This window comes from Aminobacter sp. J41 (genome assembly GCF_000526635.1).
Classification (GTDB): domain Bacteria; phylum Pseudomonadota; class Alphaproteobacteria; order Rhizobiales; family Rhizobiaceae; genus Aerobium.
On record NZ_JAGL01000020.1, the window covers coordinates 54,083 to 68,704 of the forward strand.

Annotated in this window: 14 protein-coding genes; 6 read left to right on the plus strand and 8 right to left on the minus strand. The window is 63.1% G+C overall.

The genetic code is table 11. The features are described 5' to 3' along the window. Nucleotides 1-7 precede the first annotated feature (7 nt). Together L630_RS0114075 and L630_RS0114080 are read left to right on the plus strand one after the other, a co-directional pair. Nucleotides 8-967 (plus strand): acetamidase/formamidase family protein, encoded by a 960-nt coding sequence (locus L630_RS0114075; RefSeq protein ID WP_024848890.1) that lies wholly within the window; start codon nucleotides 8-10, stop codon nucleotides 965-967. After that, on the plus strand, nucleotides 964-2,736 hold the full coding sequence (locus L630_RS0114080) for an ABC transporter ATP-binding protein (protein ID WP_024848891.1): 1,773 nt from the start codon (nucleotides 964-966) through the stop codon (nucleotides 2,734-2,736). The genes L630_RS0114075 and L630_RS0114080 overlap by 4 nt, the downstream gene beginning before the upstream one ends. Here the strand turns inward: L630_RS0114080 and xth are convergent, their stop codons facing one another. Continuing rightward, a complete protein-coding gene (gene xth / locus L630_RS0114085; protein WP_024848892.1) occupies nucleotides 2,737-3,513 on the minus strand; it encodes an exodeoxyribonuclease III in 777 nt (258 codons plus the stop codon). Beyond that, nucleotides 3,510-4,145: an alpha/beta family hydrolase gene (locus L630_RS0114090; protein WP_024848893.1), complete on the minus strand. Its 636-nt coding sequence runs from the start codon at nucleotides 4,143-4,145 to the stop codon at nucleotides 3,510-3,512. Before L630_RS0114090 ends, xth begins: the two co-directional genes overlap by 4 nt. A 134-nt stretch (nucleotides 4,146-4,279) precedes the next feature. Here L630_RS0114090 and L630_RS0114095 point away from each other — a divergent pair, with 134 nt between their 5' ends. After that, nucleotides 4,280-4,708 (plus strand): antitoxin Xre-like helix-turn-helix domain-containing protein, encoded by a 429-nt coding sequence (locus L630_RS0114095; RefSeq protein WP_024848894.1) that lies wholly within the window; start codon nucleotides 4,280-4,282, stop codon nucleotides 4,706-4,708. Next, complete coding sequence (locus L630_RS0114100) at nucleotides 4,709-5,401, plus strand: RES family NAD+ phosphorylase (protein WP_051473274.1); 693 nt, start codon at nucleotides 4,709-4,711, stop codon at nucleotides 5,399-5,401. Between the two features lie 584 nt (nucleotides 5,402-5,985). Here L630_RS0114100 and L630_RS0114110 read toward each other — a convergent pair. Further along, the gene (locus L630_RS0114110; protein WP_245263745.1) at nucleotides 5,986-6,474 is read right to left on the minus strand and encodes a DUF992 domain-containing protein; all 489 of its coding nucleotides are present in this window, start codon (nucleotides 6,472-6,474) and stop codon (nucleotides 5,986-5,988) included. A gap of 167 nt (nucleotides 6,475-6,641) precedes the next feature. Further along, nucleotides 6,642-7,814, minus strand: coding sequence for an MFS transporter (locus tag L630_RS0114115; RefSeq protein WP_024848897.1), 1,173 nt, complete (start codon nucleotides 7,812-7,814; stop codon nucleotides 6,642-6,644). Nucleotides 7,815-8,041: 227 nt separating this feature from the next. Here L630_RS0114115 and L630_RS22885 point away from each other — a divergent pair, with 227 nt between their 5' ends. Next, nucleotides 8,042-8,200, plus strand: a complete 159-nt coding sequence (locus tag L630_RS22885) for a hypothetical protein (protein ID WP_156941764.1) — start codon at nucleotides 8,042-8,044, stop codon at nucleotides 8,198-8,200. 20 nt (nucleotides 8,201-8,220) lie between these two features. Here the strand turns inward: L630_RS22885 and L630_RS0114125 are convergent, their stop codons facing one another. Next, nucleotides 8,221-9,567: a GGDEF domain-containing protein gene (locus L630_RS0114125; protein ID WP_084466038.1), complete on the minus strand. Its 1,347-nt coding sequence runs from the start codon at nucleotides 9,565-9,567 to the stop codon at nucleotides 8,221-8,223. Nucleotides 9,568-9,812: 245 nt separating this feature from the next. On the opposite strand from L630_RS0114125, the gene L630_RS0114130 reads away from it, so the two are divergent. Continuing rightward, a complete protein-coding gene (locus L630_RS0114130; protein ID WP_024848899.1) occupies nucleotides 9,813-10,964 on the plus strand; it encodes an ABC transporter substrate-binding protein in 1,152 nt (383 codons plus the stop codon). 85 nt (nucleotides 10,965-11,049) lie between these two features. Here the strand turns inward: L630_RS0114130 and L630_RS0114135 are convergent, their stop codons facing one another. The 3 genes from L630_RS0114135 to L630_RS0114145 are packed head-to-tail and all read right to left on the minus strand — an operon-like array spanning nucleotide 11,050 to nucleotide 14,571. Further along, nucleotides 11,050-11,763, minus strand: a complete 714-nt coding sequence (locus L630_RS0114135) for an ABC transporter ATP-binding protein (RefSeq protein WP_024848900.1) — start codon at nucleotides 11,761-11,763, stop codon at nucleotides 11,050-11,052. Next, entirely contained in the window at nucleotides 11,760-13,535 is a 1,776-nt protein-coding gene (locus L630_RS0114140; RefSeq protein WP_024848901.1) for a branched-chain amino acid ABC transporter ATP-binding protein/permease, read from the minus strand. The genes L630_RS0114135 and L630_RS0114140 overlap by 4 nt, the downstream gene beginning before the upstream one ends. Before the next feature lies 1 nt (nucleotide 13,536). Next, entirely contained in the window at nucleotides 13,537-14,571 is a 1,035-nt protein-coding gene (locus L630_RS0114145) for a branched-chain amino acid ABC transporter permease (protein WP_024848902.1), read from the minus strand. Nucleotides 14,572-14,622: the final 51 nt, after the last annotated feature.

The window sequence follows — 14,622 nt, forward strand, 5'->3', positions numbered from 1 at the left end:
TCTTCCCATGTGCAAGCACTGCCAGCACACGATCCATGCCCATCAGCACCATTTCGGCTGGGACAATTCCTTTACCCCTGCCGTGACGGCTGCGCCGGGCGAGACGATCCTGTTCCAGTGCCTTGACAGTTCTGGGGGCCAGCTCGGCCCCCAGTCCACCGTCGAGGACGTGAAGGCGCTGGACTTCGGCAAGATCAACCCGGTCTCGGGTCCGATCTACGTCGACGGCGCCAAGCCGGGCGACGTGCTCAAGGTCACCATCGAAAGCTTCACGCCGCAGCTTCGCGACGGCGCGGGCTTCGGCTGGACCGCGAATATCCCGGGCTTCGGCCTGCTCGCCGACGAGTTCACCGAGCCGGCGTTGCAGGTGTGGAAGTTCGACGCCAACACGATGGAACCTGCCTTGTTCGGCAAGCACGGCCGCGTGCCGCTCAAGCCGTTCGCCGGTACCATCGGCAACGCGCTCGCCGAGAAGGGCCATCACACGGTCGTTCCGCCGCGCCGCGTTGGCGGCAACATGGACATCCGCGACCTGAACGCCGGCACGGTCCTGTACCTCCCGGTCGAGGTCGAGGGCGCGCTGTTCTCCGTGGGTGACACCCACGCGGCACAGGGCGACGGCGAGGTCTGCGGTACCGCTATCGAGAGCCCCTTCGACGTCGTGCTGACGCTCGACCTGATCAAGGACACGCCGCTGAAGACCCCGCGCTTCACGACGCCTGGACCGGTCACGCGTCATCTCGACACCAAGGGCTACGAGGTCACGACCGGCATCGGTCCGGATCTCTGGAACGCGGCGAAGGATGCCGTCGCCAACATGGTCGAGCTGCTCGCCAAGACGCAGAACATCGATCCCGTTGACGCCTACATGCTCGTCTCGACCTGCGGCGATCTTCGCATCTCCGAGATCGTCGACATGCCGAACGTCGTGGTCAGCTTCTACTTCCCGAGGTCCGTTTTCGAATGACCGCAGCCATGCTTTCTCCCGTAGTCGATGCAGCAACCGACGTTGTCCTGTCGGTGCGCGACCTGCAGGTCTCTGCCCGTTCGGAGCAGGGACTGGTGCCGCTCGTCGAGGGCTTCAGCTTCGATCTTCATCGGGGCGAAACGCTCGCGATTGCGGGGGAAAGCGGCTCGGGCAAGTCGATCACGTCACTCGCCTGCATGGGGCTTTTGCCCGCACCCGCGGTCAGGGTGACAGGCGGCTCCATCCGCTTCGGTGACGTGGAACTCACGACCCTGCCCGAGAAGAAGATGCAAGCAATGCGCGGCGCGCGCATTGCTATGATTTTCCAGGAACCGATGACCGCTTTGAACCCGGTCATGTCGATTGGTCGCCAGCTGGTGGAGGCGATCCGCACCCATGAGCAGCTGTCAGTCGCGGAGGCACGCGCCCGTGCGCTGGAGGCAGTGAAGGCCGTGCGCCTTTCGCAGCCGGAAAAGCGGCTCGAGCAATATCCGCATGAGCTCTCGGGCGGCATGCGCCAGCGCGTGATGATCGCTATGGCGATCGCGCTGCGGCCTGCGGTGCTCATCGCCGACGAGCCGACTACCGCGCTGGACGTGACGGTGCAGCGCGAGGTGCTCGACCTTCTGCGCGACCTGCAGAAGGATCTCGGCACCGCCGTCATCCTCATTACCCATGATATGGGCGTCGTCGCCGAGATGGCTGACCGCGTCATCGTCATGCGCAAGGGCCGGATGGTGGAGGCAGCTCCGACGATCGAGCTCTTCGACAATCCGAAGGAACAGTACACCCGCGACCTGCTCGCCGCGGTTCCGCGTATCGGCGCGGGTGCAGCTCGCCCGGAGCTCGACAAGCGCGAGGTGCTGGTCCGCTACGACGATGTTTCGGTCAACTTCCCGATCCGCCGGGGCCTGCTCGGTCGAGTTGCTGCGCGTGTCCATGCCGTTGAGCATGTTTCGCTCGAAATCTTCCGTGGCGAGACGCTCTCGCTGGTCGGCGAATCCGGCTGCGGCAAGTCAACGATGGCGAAGGCGCTGGTCGGCCTCGTGCCGCACACCGGCCGCATCGAGATCAACGGCCGCGCGCTGGGCGATCTTGATGCGAAGGGGCGCAAGGCGGTCCGCCGCGACCTGCAGATCGTTTTCCAGGATCCGATGGCGGCACTCGACGCGCGCATGACCGTCGGCGAGCTGATCCGCGAGCCGCTGGTGATCCACGGCATCGGCACGCCGGAAGAGCAGAAGGCGCGCGTGCGCGAACTGCTCGAGCGCGTCGAACTTTCGGCTAGCGTCTACAACCGCTATCCGCACCAGTTCTCCGGCGGCCAGCGGCAACGCATCTGCATCGCGCGCGCGCTTGCGCTGAAGCCGAAGCTGATCGTCTGCGACGAGAGCGTGGCCGCGCTCGACGTCTCCATCCAGGCGAAGGTGCTGGACCTTCTGCGCGACCTGCAGAAGGAAATCGGCGTCACTTATCTCTTCATCAGCCATGACATGGCGGTGGTCGAGAATATCTCGGACCGCGTTGCGGTGATGTATCTCGGCCAGATCGTCGAGATGGGGACGCGCGCGCAGCTGTTCGGCAATCCGCAGCATCCCTATACCAAACGCCTGCTTGCTGCCGTGCCAGTGCCGGATCCGCGCCGTGAGCGCGAGCCGAGCCTGCGGCTTTCGGGCGAGATCCCGAGCCCGGTGTGGAAGGTGGGCGAGGGCCCGGAGCGCGTCGAGCTGGTCGACATCGGCGGCGGGCACCTCGTCGCGCGCCACTGATCAGACGCGGCGCAGCCTGATCCAGGCAGGGGCGTGATCGCTCGCCCCTTCCCTCCCCCGAACGTCACGGTCGACGCCGCCGTCCTCGAGCCGGTCGACGAGATTGCGGCTCAGCAGGAAATGGTCGAGACGCATGCCGGCGTCGCGCTGCCACCGCAGGCGCTTGTAGTCCCAGAAGGTGTAGATCTTCTCGTCCGGGTAGAGGTGGCGCAGCGCATCGGTCCAGCATCGGCCGATGAGCCTGCGGAACGCAGCGCGCGCTTCCGGCTGGATGAGCGCGTTATCGTCCATCGATTTCGTCGGATAGATATCGAAGTCGGTGGGCACGACATTGAAGTCGCCGGCAAGGACAACCGGAGCCCCCGTCTTGCGCAGCGCTGTCGCGTGTTTTCTTAGCCGCTCCAGCCAGGCAAGCTTGTAGGTGAATTTCGGGCCCGGCTGCGGATTGCCATTCGGCGCGTAGATCGAAGCGATCAGGATACCGGCAACCGCCGCCTCGATGTAGCGCGCGTGCGTGTCGGCGGGATCTCCCGGCAGAGAGGTCCGGGTGACGACCGGTTCTCCCAGCCGCGACAGGATCGCGACGCCGTTCCAGCTCGGCTGGCCGACCCACGCGCAGTCGTAGCCCAGTTTCTTGAGGTCGCCTTCGGGGAAGGCTTCGTCAGTTGCCTTCAACTCCTGCAGGCAGGCAATGTCAGGCTTGGATTCCTTCAGCCACGCCGTCAGGTTGCCCAGCCGGCGGTTGATGCCGTTGATGTTGAAGGTCGCGATCTTCATTCGGCGCCGATGCGCCGCGACCAGTCGCGGACGGCCGCTGCGAACGTCTTCAGGTGGTCTGCAGTGCTGAAACCGGAGATCTTTTTCCGCGGCTTGAGGTCATGGTCGCCATCCTCCAGCCACAGGATCTCGATGGCTTTCGACAGTTTGTAGGTGGCTACTTCCTCCCGGGTACCGAGCGGGTCGCGCGTGCCCTGACAGATCAGGGCAGGTGTAGCAAGATGTTCGAGGTGCGCGGTGCGCAGCTGACCGGGCTTTTCGGGCGGATGAAATGGATAGCCGAGGCAGAGCAGCCCCGCGATCTGGCCGGCCTTTTGCAGTTCGTCCGCGACCATCGAGGCGACGCGACCGCCCATCGACTTGCCTCCGATGATAAGCGGCGTCCGTGTCCCAAGATTTTCGACCGCATGGCGGTATTCGTCCATGACGAGTTCTGCCTTCGGCGGTGGCTTGCGCACGCCGTCGCGTCGGGCGGCCATATAGGCGAACTCAAAGCGGGCCACGCGAAAACGTTCGGCGGCGAGTGCTTCGGCTGCCGCATTCATGCTTGCCGAGTCCATCGGCGCGCCGGCGCCATGGGCAAGAAGCACAGTCATTTCAGCATCTTCCGGCCCTATGGTGAGGAAATTCATGGCATGCTCCGGTTGTACGTGTGCAACATAGCGCGGCGGCATCTATTATCGAGCCAGCCCCGGTGCGCCACTTGTAACTCGACATTTCTCCATCATATGATATGGGTATTCACTATCAAATGACGGAGACGGAAATGTCCGTTGCCCTGCAACACATTGCCCCAGAGGCCGAACGGCAGGATTTCTCCAGCCTCGCTGACCGGGCCCGGCTATCGGCCGTGGCGCTCAAGGCCTATCGACGGCTGGTCGACGTGTGGGGCCTTACTGGCCAGCAGGCGGCTGCCCTGCTCGACGTTTCCATCAGCACATGGGAACGGATGAAGCACGAGGCAAAGCCCAAGTCGCTAAGCCAGGACCAGCTGACCCGCATTTCCGCGCTGGTGGGCATCTACAAGGGGCTGCATCTGCTGTTTGCCGACGACATGGCCGACCGCTGGATCAAGCTGGAGAACAAGGCGCCGCTGTTTGCGCGGATGAGTCCGCTCGATTCCATGACCAAGGGCGGCATCCCGCAGATGCTCGACGTGCGCCGCTATGTCGATGCGGTGCGCGGAGGGCTCTGATTGGATATCGACGGCATCCCGGTCGTCACGGAAGCGTTTCCGAAGACGGTCCGGCTGGTCACTACCGCCCGGCTGCGCGAGGCGGTGCTTAAATCCCTCGTCGACAGTAATGACGAACTCGACCTGCTGGCTGAGATCGAGCAGGCGACAAGCACGCGGATGATCGCGCAGGATCGCGGCATCTCGGACCTCGCCGCCAACGAACTCGTCTACGACGTGCCGCACGCGCATTTCATCAACGCGTCCTTCGCTTACGCCAAGCCGCAGCAGCCGAACCGCTTCAACGGACCCAACCGCGGCGCATGGTATGCGGCGCTCGATGTGGAGACGTGCCTGGCGGAAGTCGGCTTCCACCTGACGAACGCCCTGGCGGATGCCGGCGACTTCAACGCCACCGTCGAATATGCCGAGATGTTCTGCAGCCTGGCGGGTGAGTTCCTTGATCTGCGCGAACGACCCGACCATCCGGCACTAGGGCTGGACAAGGCGAGCGCCTATCCGGTCGGGAATGCGCTGGCGGCAAAGGCTCGTGCGTCGGGCCTCAATGGCATCATCTATCCATCGGTGAGAAAGCCCGGTGGCACCTGCATCGTCGCGCTGAGGCCTGCGGCCATACAGGCGGTGCGGCAGGGCGCGGTCTACCGGATGACCTGGCGCGGCAGTTCGACGCCGATGATCGTAGGGCCTCTCTGAAGCACGCGGTCAACTTCGGTGACTTGTCCCGTATCGGAACTATAACTTTTGCTCATAAGATCAAAGCAAAATGCAATTTTTATTCGCGCAGTTTTGACGCTAAGAGGAGCAGGAATTTCCGTCGAAAGCGGCTGTGAAGCCCGCATGGGAGTGTGTTTCGATGAAGATTTTCCTGCTGGGGCAGGCCTGCAATTTCCTCAACGAGATTTATGGCGGCTGGCAGGTGGGTATCTGAGCATACGCGAATTGCATGGATCCCGGTGGGCCAGCCGGGACAATCCATGGGATTGTCGCAAGACTATTTGCGAATGCCCCGCAGCGGCAAGCCGCAAGCCACCCGCAGCGGGTATCCCGATAGTACTCGTGGAACTTCTGCCTGAACCCGCCCGTTCAGGTGGTTCCCCGGGTGCTTGCCGGCGGGACCCTGCGAAGGGCCCGCCACCCATAATAAGAAGCCTAACCGTCCGCACTGAACGGCTGTCAGGTTCCCCCGTGGACCTGGCAGTCGTTCAGTCCGTCTTCGAAAGCCTCAATGAAAAAGGGCGGCCGAAGCCGCCCGTTGGTTACCCTAGTTTTTACCCCGGTCAGTTGACCGCGCTCAGAGTGACAGAGGTGCCGGTTGCTGCCGCGTTGAGGCCTATTTGACCAGTCGCGCTGATGGTCTGCAGGTGGACCGAACCTTCGGTCCCGCCTACGAGTACGTTTGCACCCACACCGACACCAGCGGTCGCTTCAACCGTGGCACCCGAATAGAGGCCGGCGAGTGAGCCTTGATGATAGCCGGCAGTTGGGGCAAAGACTGCCCAGATCAAACGTCCTTCGGTGGTGAAGCCGACGTCGATGCCGACCTTGCGGATGGTGCCGACATAGTGCTCGGTCGCGCGGCTGCCGATCGTGGACTGGAAGACGCAGTCGAGTTCCTTCGCGGATCCCAGAACATAGCCTGCGCCACCACCCACGCGGCAATCTAGATAGCCGATCTTCACGCCATCCCGGTCCTGCACCTGCGGGGCTTCGACAATACCGTAGTTCACGAGGTCAGCGGCAGATGCGAGCTGAGGCGCGGCGAACATCGCGGGGAGGATGGCGGCTGCAGCCAGATAGCGTTTCATCATCTTTGTTCTCCTTGGGCATGCACCGGCGCCAAAAATACGCCGGTCGTCCTTGCGCTAACGGACAACATGCGAAAACGATCCGCGTTTGCCGGGCCGCGGATCGTGTCCAGTTGCGGAGTGGGCCTTTAACGCAGGGCCTTCCTGGCGACCATGGCAATCGTCAACCCGCATGCCGCGATCAGCACAAAAAGATAGGGAACGCCGCCCCATCCCTGCCACTCGGTCCAGAAGGCGAGGAGCGCCGGGCCGCCGAGCTGACCGATCGAGGAGGCCTGCTGGACGATGCCGAGGGCAAGCGCGAGCTGCTGGTTGGAAGAGAGCAGCCGCGGCATGGTGACGAGGATCGATGAGGGCATCAATGCCGCGAGGCCGAGGCAGAGGCCGGCGGCTGTGACGGAGACCTCCACCGGCGACGACGGATGGAAGATTGCGACGCCGCAGACACCGATCGTCGTGAAGACGACCGCGAAGATGCTCCACAGCGGCGCACCCATGCGCAGGATGAAACCCGCTGAAATGTTGCCGATGGCGTTCGCGACCACGGCCAGTGCGGAGACCGTACCGGCAGCCTCCAGCGATAGCCCCATCTTTTCGATGAGGAACGTGGGCAGGAACGTCGTCAGCGCAAAGTACTGGATCGTATACAATGCGAAGGTGAAGGCGAGCAGGACCGGGGTGCCTGCCCTGAACACGGCGGCAATATCGCCAAGCGTCGGGCTCGCGCGTCGCGCGACGGCAACCGCTTCCTTCGGGCGCAGTGCGAAGATCAGCACGGCATGCGCTGCGGCAACAATTCCGTTGAGAGTCCACAACCAGCGCCAGTCGCCCTGCATCAGCGCCGGGCCAAGCAGGATCATCACGGCGGCGCCCACCGGCATGTAGGCGGCCCAAAAGGCGAAGACGATCTGCTGCGTGCGCGGAGTCACCATGCTGCGCAGCAGCGTCGGACAGGCGATGACGACTCCGAGGAAGCCGATACCTTCGATGACGCGGCTGGTGATCAAAATGGTCGCGTCAGACGCCGCCGCACCCATGAAACTGCCGCCGGAAATAAGAAGCAGGCCAAAAATGATGACATGGCGAAGGGGGAAATAGGAGAATACGAAACCAGCCGCCATGCCACCGACAACGCCGAGCGCAGCATAGGCGCCGGCTACCCAAGACGCCGCAAACAGGCTCAGCCCCAGGTCCTCGCGCAGGAGCGGAATGGCGATTGCGACCTTGCCAATCTGGAACGCGCCGATGATGCCCGTAATGATGATCAGTACGGATTGCAGCCAATCAGTCTTGTCTCGCACGTCCCCTCCCCGTCGGCGCAGTGACTTAAACAGGCCTTGGAAGAACAGACGTGGGTGGACGTTGCTTCCGGCATGCCCAGCGGATCATACCGGGGCAGCCGCAACTGGCAAGCGCATTGTATACAAGAAGTTCGGATGCAAGGGACATCCACAGGGCAGACAGTTTGTCGCCCTGTTTTTTGCACTGCAACCCGGGCATAAGCGCTGCAATAGTAAGGAGTCGCTAAATGTTCCGAGTTCTGTTGTCCCTCGTCGTCCTGGTTCTGGCCGTCGTCGCTGCCGCTACCGGGATCTCGTCCATCGGTTTCGTGCCGACGCTGACGCTGGCGGCAATCTGCTTCACCGCCATCATGTTCGTGATCCTGATCAGGATCACAATGGCCTGAGGGTAGTGGGGCGGCTGCCGTCAGGCAGCCGCGACGCGATTGCGGCCGCCGTTTTTCGCCACATAGAGGGCGTTGTCGGCGGCATTGATCAGATACTGATAATCCGGGTGGCCCTCGAAGGCCGCTACGCCAACAGAAATCGTCACCGGAATAGCTGGGCGGTCAACAACGGTCGCAGCCTTTTCTTCGACACGGGCGCGGATGCGCTCGCCGATGACGAACGCCTGTTCCTCCGTTGCCTCGACCAGGACGATCAAAAACTCCTCGCCGCCGTAGCGGAACACGAAGTCGCTCGGGCGTACCGTGTTGAGGAGAATCTCCGCCACGTGGCTGAGCACGGAGTCGCCGGCCTGGTGGCCGTGAACATCATTGATCGTCTTGAAGTGGTCGATGTCGATCATCAGCACGCTGAGCGGCTGGTTCGCACGCTTGGCGAGACCGACCTCGCGTCCGAGCACTGACGCCAGGAAGCGGCGATTGAGCGTGCGTGTGAGCGGATCGCGGCCGTTTTCGACATTGGACGCGGCGTTGAACAGGTCATTGAGGTGATACTTGATCTCTTCGATCCGCACCTGCAGCGCCGCAACGCCCGCCGTCCGATCGTCGCTGACCTTGCTCAGCACATCGTCATCGATCGTGTGCATCAGGTTCTGGATGGCGTCGAGCTGCGGCGCTCCCTGGAACAGGATCGCACCGCGGTGGCGAACCCACAGGCCGAACGGCGAGTTGGCTAGCTTCGTCACCTCGCCGCAGTCGTTGCTGAAGAGGTTGAACAGCACCTGCTGGCTCCACTCCATCAGAGCGGCGCGTTGAGTTTCGCGCTCGAGATGGACGTCCTGGCCAAGCGAGAACAGGCGGAACGCCTCGTCGGTCTGAATGCGGCGGCTCGTGTCGGACAGGAATGCCGCCGACATGTGACGCATCGCATAGTCGATCAATTCGTCGAGCAGGATGATCGCCTCTGCGATGGAGCGGCGGTCGATGTCCAACTCGGCGATCTTGATCGCAATCTCGCTCTTCAGCAGCGTCATGCCTTCCATCACCAGATGGTTTGGAATCTTCAGACGTGCGTGGACCTCACCGACCTTGACCTGGCGGGCGTCGAACTCCGTCATGTCCCCCATCGGGTCGACGCTGACGAGTTCGATCAGCCAGTTTCGCAGCGATTTGTGAAGGCGGTTCGTGACGACCGAGTGGTTGAGGAATGCCTTGCCTTCCTCATGGGCGAGGAAGCTGTCGTAGAATTTCCCGACCAGCTCGTCGAGGTTCTCCTTGACGATGCGAGCAAGTCGCTCTGACCCTGCTGCGCGGCTTTCATCCGAAATATGTTTCCAGAAATTCATACCCGGTCGATACGCGTTGGTCATGAAATCGCTCGTCAGTTCCCCAAAGGCAGCTCCCTACTCCCTTGCGGGACACCAATCAAGCGATCGAAACCACTGTAGTTATACCATCTGGTACTAGTTTTGCATCGGCTCCGATGGCACTTGAAATAGCCGTGGTCTTTGAGCGAGATCAATGCCGTACGACGGCGATTGACTTCGCCTTAGAAAGATATGCAAGATAACAAACAGCAATCGGTATCGTTTGCTGGGTATTCTGGGAGGAACTCATGAACAAGATAATCGGCCGCCTTGCGGCTGCGGCAATGCTCACGACCATGATGAGCGGCATGGCGCTGGCCGACATTACCATTGGCGTGACGGTTTCGTCGACCGGTTCCGGTGCGGCGCTCGGCATTCCGCTCAAGAACTCGGTCGAGCTGTGGCCGAGCGAGATCGACGGCGAGAAGCTTAACGTGATCGTGCTGGATGACGCTGGTGATCCGTCCATCGCCACGACCAACGCACGCCGCTTCGCCAATGACGACAAGGTGGACGTCATTGTCGGCTCGGCGCTGACCCCGGGCTCGATCGCGATCTCGAATGTCGCCAACGAAGTCGGCATCCCACACCTCGCCTGCTCGCCGATTCCGCCTAATGTCGCGGCAACGAAGTACACCTTCGTCATGCCGCAGGACGCCGGCCTGATCGCTCGCAACCTGTTCAAGAAGATGCAGGCCGATGGCGTGAAGAAGGTCGGCTATATCGGCTTCTCCGACTCCTACGGTGACCTCTGGGTCAACCAGTTCAAGGCGATCGGCGCCGAGTACGGTCTCGAACTGATTGCGGAGGAGCGCTATGCGCGCCCGGACACGTCGGTTTCGGGCCAGGTGCTCAAGCTGGTCGCGGCTCAGCCGGACGCGATCTTCGTCGGCGCATCGGGCACCGGTGCGGCGCTGCCGCAGCTGGCGCTGCGCGAGCGCGGCTTTGAAGGCACGATCTACCAGACGCACGGCGCGGTGACTTTCGACTTCCTGCGCATTGCTGGCGAGGCTGCCAAGAACACCGTGTTCGCCTCGGGTCCGGTAATGGTTGCTGAGCTGCAGGACGACTCCTCCGAAACCAAGGAAGAAGGCGTCGCCTATGTGACTGCCTATGAGGCCAAGTTCGGCGCGGGCACCCGCACTCAGTTCGGTGCACACGTCCATGACGCGATGGCTGTCCTCAAGCGCGCGATCCCGATCGCGAAGCAGAAGGCGCAGCCGGGCACCCAGGAGTTCCGTGATGCTCTGCGCGACGCGATCGAGAGCGGCGGCCCCTTCCCGGCCAGCCAGGGCGTGTTCGAGTTCAGCGCCGACAACCACTTCGGTCTCGACGACCGCGCAGTCGTGCTGCTCTCGGCCTCGCCGAAGAACGACGGCAGCTTCGATCTCATCAAATAATCAAAGCTGCGTTGATGCAGAAAGGCCCGGATCACCCCGGGCCTTTTTTCATTTGGCATTATCCTGATGAAGGAACGAGGCGGGCTCAGTGCCCGCCGCCGAGATAGCTTTCGACCAGTTCCGGATCAGCAGCCATTTGGGCTGCCTTGCCCGAACGGCGTACCTCGCCCAGCTCGACGAGATAGGCTTCGTCGGAGATTTCGAGCGCCGCACGCGCGTTTTGCTCGACCAGCAGGATCGAAACACCCGTTGAGCGCAATTCCGAGACGATTCCGAGGATTTCAGCGACGATCTTCGGCGCAAGGCCAAGGCTCGGTTCATCGAGGAGCAGCAGCTTGGGCCGGCTCATCAGCGCGCGACCGAGCGCCAGCATCTGCCGCTCGCCTCCCGAAAGCGTGCCGGCAATCTGCGTGCGGCGTTCCTTGAGGCGGGGGAAGCGCTTGTAGACATCCTCCAGCGTTTCCCTGCGCTCGTCTGCCGTGCGCAGGAAGCCGCCGAGTGCAAGGTTGTCTTCAACGGACATTGTCGTGAACAGCTCGCGCCGCTCGGGCACGAGGCACATGCCGGCTTGCACGCGTCCTTCCACCGAATGCGGCACCGGAGTGCCGCGATAGAGGATGGTGCCGCTGCTCGGGATCACGCCCATGGTGGCGTTGAGCAGTGTCGTCTTGCCGGCGCCATTGGCGCCGATAACGGAGACGATCGAGCCAGATGCCACTTCCAGCGAGATGCCGTGGACGACCTCGGCACGGCCGTAAGAAACGCGGATGTCCTTCAGCTGCAGGAGCGGGGCGGTCATGCGACACCTCCGAGATAGGCTGCAATCACGGCGGGATCGTTTCGCACCTGATGCGGATCGCCCCTTGCGATCACGGTGCCGAAATCGAGCACGACCAGCCGGTCGACGAGTTCCATGACGAAGCTCATGTCGTGCTCGACGAGCAGGATCGCGACGCCTTCGGAGCGCAGCTTACGCAGCAGTTCGGCAAGCTGCTGCTTCTCGCCGTGGCGCAGGCCAGCAGCCGGTTCATCGAGCAGCACCAGGTTTGGATCGAGGGCGAGAGCTCGTGCAATCTCGAGGATGCGCAGCTGACCGAGCGGAAGGTCGCCGGCAGGGCGGTCGCGCACCTCGGAAAGGCCGACGCGCTCAAGCTGACGGTCGGCTTCGGCGAGAAGCTTGGCCTCTTCGCCGCGCTCAAGATGCAGGAAGCTGCGCAGCACGCCTGCGCTGCCGCGCAGGTGTGCGCCAAGGGCCGCGTTCTCCAGCGCCGTCATGTCAGGGAAGATCTTGGCGTGCTGGAAGGTGCGGGCGATGCCCTGCCGCGCGACATCGCCGGGGCGATGCACGCCTGCCGGACGGCCGCTGATGCGGATCTGGCCGGTGCTGAGGCTTGTAACCCCGGTGATGAGGTCGAAGGTCGTGCTCTTGCCAGCGCCGTTCGGGCCGATCAAGCCGATGATCTCGCCGGCTCCGATCTCGAAGCTGACGTCGTTGACGGCAACAAGCCCACCAAACTGCTTGCGCGCCTTTTCGAGCGTGACAAGCGGCGTGCCGGGCGCCGGCATGTCCCGCTTCGGCAGGCTTTCGGTACCGGGCTGTGCCTTCGGCTTCGGAGCACTCGCCGGCAAGAGGCGCAGCACGAAGGACCAGAGGCCGTCGCGGGCGAACTGCAACATCATCACCAGCAGGATGCCGAAGAACACCGCCTCGAAGTTGCCGCTGTGGCCGACCAGCCAGGGCAGGTAGCGCTGAAGGAGTTCCTTGAGGGCAAGGACGATACCGGCGCCGAAGATCGCGCCCCAGATGTGCCCGGCGCCGCCGAGGACTGCCATCAGCAGGTACTCGATGCCCATGTTGAGACCGAATGGGGTCGGGTTCACCGTGCGCTGCAGGTGGGCGTAGAGCCAGCCTGACAGCGAGGCGGCGATGGCTGCGAAGATGAAGACCGTAAGCTTTGCCCGCGCTGTGTTGACGCCGAAGGCTTCTGCTGCCGCCGAGCCGCCACGAAGAGCGCGGATGCCGCGTCCGACGCGGGAGTCCAGCAGGTTGCGCGCGCCAAAAGCAAAGATCAGCACGAACGCCCAGATCACGTAGTACATCGACGTGGTGTCGAGGAAGCGATAGCCCGCGATCTGCAGCGGCGGGATGCCGGTGATGCCATCGTAGCGGCCGAGGAAGTCGAGCTGCCCGAACAGGTAGTAGATGGCGATGCCCCATGCGATGGTGCCGAGCGGCAGGTAGTGGCCCGACAGTCGCATGGTGATGAGGCCGAGGGGCAGCGCGATCAGCGCGCCGACCGCGAGCGATACCGGCAGCGTCAGCCACGGCGAAAGTCCGTAGCTCGTCGTCAGCAGCGCCGTCGTATAGGCGCCGAAGCCGCAGAAGGCAGCCTGGCCGAACGAGGTGAGACCGCCGACGCCAGTGAGCAGGACGAGGCCGATTGCCACCAGCGAGGCAAGGCCGACATTGTCCATCAGCGTGATGATGAATGGCGGCACGGGCAGCAGCGGAATTACCGCCAGCAGGACAATCGCGACCAGCCCCGGGAGCGTGATGTTCAGACCCTTCATGTCATTCATCCTCATGCGGATCGGTGGTCAGCGAGCGCCAGATCAGCACCGGAATGAGCAGCGAGAAAACGATGATCTCCTTGAAGTTGCTGGCGAAGAACGAGGCGAACGCCTCGACGAGCCCGACGCCGATCGCCGCCACCGCCGTGACCGGGAAGCTGGAAAGGCCGCCGATGATCGCTGCGACGAAACCCTTGAGGCCGATGAGGAAGCCGGTGTCGTAGTAGATCGTCGTGATCGGCGCGATCAGGACTCCTGAGATGGCGCCGATGGTCGAGGCAAGGACGAAGGCCGTTCCGCCGGTGAGGTTCGTGCGCACGCCGACGAGACGGGCACCGAGCCGGTTTACGGCAGTGGCGCGCAGCGCTTTGCCGAGGATGGTGCGCTCGAAGAAGATGTAGAGTCCGACCATCGCCGCGATCGTCGCGCCATAGATCCAGAGACTCTGCGCCGGGATTGGAAGGAAGCCGAGGGAGAAGCTGCCACGCATCAGAGGCTGGGCGCGCAGGCCCTCAGCGCCGAAGGCGAACAGGCCAAGGCCCATCATGGCAAGGTGCACGCCGACCGAGGTGATCAGGAGCACGAGCACTGACGCGTTCGCCAGCGGCCGGAAGGCAACGCGGTAAATGTAGAGCCCCATCGGCGCGATGATCAGGATCGCAAGCAGCGCGCGCACAATCGGCCCCGGCTGCATCGGCAGCACCGTGACCACAAGTCCGTAAACGATGGCGGGAAGCACGAGGTTCACCAGCGCGCTGGTGATGAGGTGCTGCGGTCGGAAGCTTTGCCGGAATGAGGCAAGGTCGAAGACAAACGCGGCAATGCCGAGCCCCATCAGCAGCGGCAACGTCCCGGGGATCCGGCCGACGTCAAGCACGGCCAAAGTCAGCGCCCCGTAGGCGACGAACTCCCCTTGCGGAATGAAGATGACGCGCGTCACTGCAAATACGAGGACGAGCGAGAGCCCCAGCAGCGCATAGATCGCACCACTGGTCACGCCATCCTGTATCAGGAACGCGAGGATTGTACTGTCCACGCTGTGCCTCCCCTTGGCCGGTCCATCCCCCACCGGCGGAATTGTAACGTT

Coding starts and splice junctions, on each gene's coding strand:
- L630_RS0114090 (WP_024848893.1), bottom strand. CDS start 4,145: ATGAATTTCCTCACCATAGGGCCGGAAGATGCTGAAATGACTGTGCTT.
- L630_RS0114140 (WP_024848901.1), bottom strand. CDS start 13,535: ATGAAGGGTCTGAACATCACGCTCCCGGGGCTGGTCGCGATTGTCCTG.
- L630_RS0114130 (WP_024848899.1), top strand. CDS start 9,813: ATGAACAAGATAATCGGCCGCCTTGCGGCTGCGGCAATGCTCACGACC.
- L630_RS0114110 (WP_245263745.1), bottom strand. CDS start 6,474: ATGTTCGCCGCGCCTCAGCTCGCATCTGCCGCTGACCTCGTGAACTAC.
- L630_RS0114095 (WP_024848894.1), top strand. CDS start 4,280: ATGTCCGTTGCCCTGCAACACATTGCCCCAGAGGCCGAACGGCAGGAT.
- L630_RS0114080 (WP_024848891.1), top strand. CDS start 964: ATGACCGCAGCCATGCTTTCTCCCGTAGTCGATGCAGCAACCGACGTT.
- L630_RS22885 (WP_156941764.1), top strand. CDS start 8,042: ATGTTCCGAGTTCTGTTGTCCCTCGTCGTCCTGGTTCTGGCCGTCGTC.
- xth (WP_024848892.1), bottom strand. CDS start 3,513: ATGAAGATCGCGACCTTCAACATCAACGGCATCAACCGCCGGCTGGGC.
- L630_RS0114135 (WP_024848900.1), bottom strand. CDS start 11,763: ATGACCGCCCCGCTCCTGCAGCTGAAGGACATCCGCGTTTCTTACGGC.
- L630_RS0114075 (WP_024848890.1), top strand. CDS start 8: ATGTGCAAGCACTGCCAGCACACGATCCATGCCCATCAGCACCATTTC.
- L630_RS0114125 (WP_084466038.1), bottom strand. CDS start 9,567: ATGACCAACGCGTATCGACCGGGTATGAATTTCTGGAAACATATTTCG.